Source organism: Aeromonas sp. R3-1 (genome assembly GCF_040908345.1).
GTDB lineage: Bacteria > Pseudomonadota > Gammaproteobacteria > Enterobacterales > Aeromonadaceae > Aeromonas > Aeromonas veronii.
This window is the reverse complement of record NZ_JBFODN010000101.1, coordinates 1-3,747: the sequence shown is the minus strand read 5'-3', so window position 1 is coordinate 3,747 and position 3,747 is coordinate 1. Positions and strand designations below refer to the sequence as shown.

At 62.2% G+C, this 3,747-nt stretch carries 2 protein-coding genes; both read right to left on the bottom strand.

Going from position 1 to position 3,747, the window contains the following annotated elements; translation table 11 throughout:
* Nucleotides 1-195: 195 nt before the first annotated feature.
* Nucleotides 196-1,839, bottom strand: a complete 1,644-nt coding sequence (locus tag AB5Y85_RS06430; RefSeq protein WP_257688111.1) for a hypothetical protein — start codon at nt 1,837-1,839, stop codon at nt 196-198.
* A 189-nt stretch (nt 1,840-2,028) separates the two neighbouring features.
* A complete protein-coding gene (locus AB5Y85_RS06425; protein WP_257688112.1) occupies nt 2,029-3,675 on the bottom strand; it encodes a bifunctional UDP-sugar hydrolase/5'-nucleotidase in 1,647 nt (548 codons plus the stop codon).
* Nucleotides 3,676-3,747 lie beyond the last annotated feature (72 nt).

Here is a 3,747-nt window from a genome sequence, read left to right as displayed (position 1 = left end):
AACACGGTAGGGGTACCGTTTTGTTATCCGGTTTGAAGCCGTATGACCACTCCCTTTTGTGGGCAACTGTCAGGTGAATACCATCTCCATACACTTGTCAGGACACCTCATTAGCCTTTCAACACGTAATTGGGACAGAGCCAATAAAAATGGCGGCCATTGCAACAATGGCCGCCCTGAGGGGCGTATTGACGATCAGCGTCGGCGATAGAGACCCGGCTCCACCTCTTCATAGTGGCTGGTCAGGTATTGATAGAAGGCGAGATGGGAAGGGGAGCTGGGTTTTTTCAGCTCTTCGCTCACCCGATCCGGCTTGGCGATGATGAACTTCGGATTCTGGCGCTGGATATCTGCCAGCACCCGCTCGCGCACGTCATAGGGCGGATTGACGTTGGCAAAGAAGAGATAGGCGGACGCCGGCTGGCGATCGGTCCAGAGATAATATTGCGGCTGGATGCCATCGACCCAGATCTTGTCGCTCGGGACTGTCTCGGCCTTGATGCGATCGACCCGTACCTGCGCGGCCGGATTGAAAGGGCGACCCTTGAGGGTGCCTTCCCAGGCGTTGTTGATCATCAGCAGCAGCATGGCCAGCGTTGCCAGCCAGGGGGTGGCACTGCGCACATCCCAGGCTCGCCAGAGGGGGATGAGGATCAGCACCGGCAGCGCCCACAGCAGGCTGGTACCGAGCACCTCGTTGACCCGCTCGAGGGACCACTCCTTGGTGCTCCAGCCAAAGGCGAGTTGCTGGGCCAGCAGCCAGCTGGCGGTGAGCACCACCAGCGAGATGCAGAGCAGGCCGATCGCATCAGCCTGCTGTTCGCTGCGATCCAGCAATACCGCCAGCGGCAGAACTGCCAGTTGCAGATAGAGCACGTCGTAGTGATCGAACACATGGCCGGAGACCGAGTTGGCGATCAGGGTAAACAGCACCCCAAACAGGGTCGCCAGCAGGGCGGGCAGATACCACTCCTGACGGCGGCTCAGCATCAGAATGATGAAGGCGGGCAGCAGCATGATAAGGCCGGTGCGCAGCAGGCCGACGGCGCCCACCATGGGAGAGAAGCCGTTGCCGTAGCTCCCTTCGAAGAAGATGTCGAAGGCGTAGTATTTGAAGGCCGCAAGCAGATCATGCTGCTGGAAATAGGCGTAAAGCGGGCCGCCAATCAGCGTTAGCCCCAGCAGGCTGGAGATGAGCAGCAAGATGGCGTCACGCCACTTTTCGTGCAGGCACCAGTGGCAGAACAGCACCAGATACCAGGCGCCCCAGAAGGCGCCGTTGTTGGTGCGCATCCAGGCGACGATGGCGAAGGTAAGAGCCGCTACCAGTGCCGGCCACCAGCGAAATCCCTTGTCCAGCAGCAGGGTGATGAAGGCCCACTGGGCGATGAGGGCGAGGTGGAAGGTCCAGTCCTCAGTCATGTTGCCGTAGTAGTAACGGGTGCCGTAGAGAGCCAGCACCGCCAGCATGGCGCCGAGACGCGCCTTGAACGAGAGGCCAAGTTGGGCAAAGGCCTGCCAGCTGGCCAGCAGTCCGAGCCAGCAGAGCACCCACTCCAGCGCCCAGATCCCGACAAAACCACCCATTCGATAGCCCAGCGCGTCGAGGGCGAAGATCATCGGCCCCTTGATGTCGATCATGTCGCGATAGAGCACGCCACCTTCGCTCCACATCTTGCCCATCACCGCGAACAGCGAGGCATCAAAGCCCGGCGCCATGGCGTGGAAGAGCGGGTTGCGCAGACAGAAGAGCAGCGCCAGCAAGGCGGTCAGCAGCACAATGGCTGGCTTGATACCCGGGTTGACGCGAGGGGGAGTGAAACGGATGGAGTGATTCATGAAGTCGCCTGTTCCTGCAGCTGGTCTTTAAAGCGGGCCTATCTTGCCGAGCTAGTGAGTGCGATGCAATGGGGCAGGCCCGTGTGGGGCAAATATTCTCGAAAAAGCCCGGTTCTTGCAGGGAACCGGGCGCTGGCTGCGGCAATATTGGCCGTCAGGGGGATGTGGCAAAGCCATTCCCCCTCTGCATCAATGGATGTACTCAAGCAGGGGCGGCTGCGCTTCCAGCGTGGGCAGGTGACGGGCCCAGCGGATAAAGGCGTCGGCCAGGGTGATGCCGAGCTCCTGATTGTGCTGGGTCAGGGTCCTCGCCAGTGCGGTGTAACCCTCCTTGCCGGAGGCGGTATAGGCGCTCGACACCCCGCGATAGACCTGTTCGGCATTGACCGCTTGCCACTGGCCGGGGGCGGCTTCCCACTCCAGTCGGGTGATGCGCTGGCCCTTGGGCCGATCGGCCTGATAGGTGAATCGCACCCCCGCGGTGTAGGGGAAGCTGCCATTGCCATTGCCGACCACGCCGTTGTTGGTGGCGTTGTCGATGGCATTCTCCAGCGCCTCCGCCAACTCGTGACCGTGCACCCGATAGAGGGTGAGGGGAATGGCAAACGGCAGCAGGCGACCGGCGATATCCGCTTCGCTCAGGGGGCCCGGCTCCAGCGAGCAGCGCACGCCGCCAGCATTGTGCAGGGCAAAGTCCACCTCGCCTACCTGTTCACGGGCGGCGGTCAGCATGGCGCGGGCCACCAGCGGGGCGAGCTGGCTGCCGTGGGGCAGGGTGGCATCCGGCAGCCGCTGATGGGGAAGTGGCGCCGCCAGTCGGGTGACGATGCGCTGGCTCATTGTCTCTATCTCAGGCCGATAGCGTTTGGCCAGATGTTGTTCAAGCTGTGGATCCGGCTCGCAGAAGGTGAGCCCGGCGGGTGGGGTGGAGGCAAATGGCCAGGGCTGCCAGGGGAGCCACTCCAGCTGCCCCTGACTTTGCACGACGCGGCCTGCCTCATCGAAGGTGAGCTCGCAGACACCGAGGCAGAGGGCGCTGTGGCCAGCGTGCAAAATGGCCACCCCGTTGTTCATCAGCGGGTAGGTACCTTCGCTTGGCAGACCCAGCGGCGCGAGATCGCCGAGCAGGCTGTGGGTATGGCCGCCGATGATGAGGCTGAGCTCGGGGAAGCGCTCGGCCAGCAGCTTGTCCTGATCCAGCCCGAGGTGGCTCAGCAGCACGATATGGTGGATCCCTTCGCGCCTGATCTCCCGCAACACTTTAGTGAGGGTCTCGGCGACCGCGTGGAAACGGGTGTGGGGATCCGGGTTGGCGATGGCAGCCATCTGGGCGAGGGTGATGCCGAGCAGCGCAAAGGGAACCCCGTCGATCACCTGGCGATGCCAGGGCTGATGGGCGTCGTAGAGGTGGGGAATATCCCACAGCCCAAGCGGCATGTCGGCAGGCTCCTGACTGTTATCCAGATTGGCGGCCAGCACCGGAAAATCGAGCTGGCGCAAGAACTCCACCAGCGGGCCGTTGCCCAGATCGAATTCGTGGTTGCCAAGTACCATGGCATCGGGGGCCAGCATGGCGAGCAGGTCGGCGTTGGCGCGCCCTTTGAAGCGGTTGAAATAGAGAGAGCCCTGAAAGGAGTCGCCACCGTGCAGAAACAGAAAACGCTGGCCGGCTGCTGCGGCTTGGGCACGCAGTTGGGTCAGTCGGGTCAGGATCCGGGCATAACCGCCGCACTGGGTGCGCCACTGACTTTCACCGACAGGGGAGAAGCTCATTGGCGCGCCATCGAAGTGGGAGTGGCAATCACTGAAATGGGCAAGTTGAACCGTAATACTCATCTCGGTCCTCCTTAGGGGGAAAATGAGCACCGAGTCTACTGCAAAGGGGGGGGAGGATACCAGCCCGGCAGG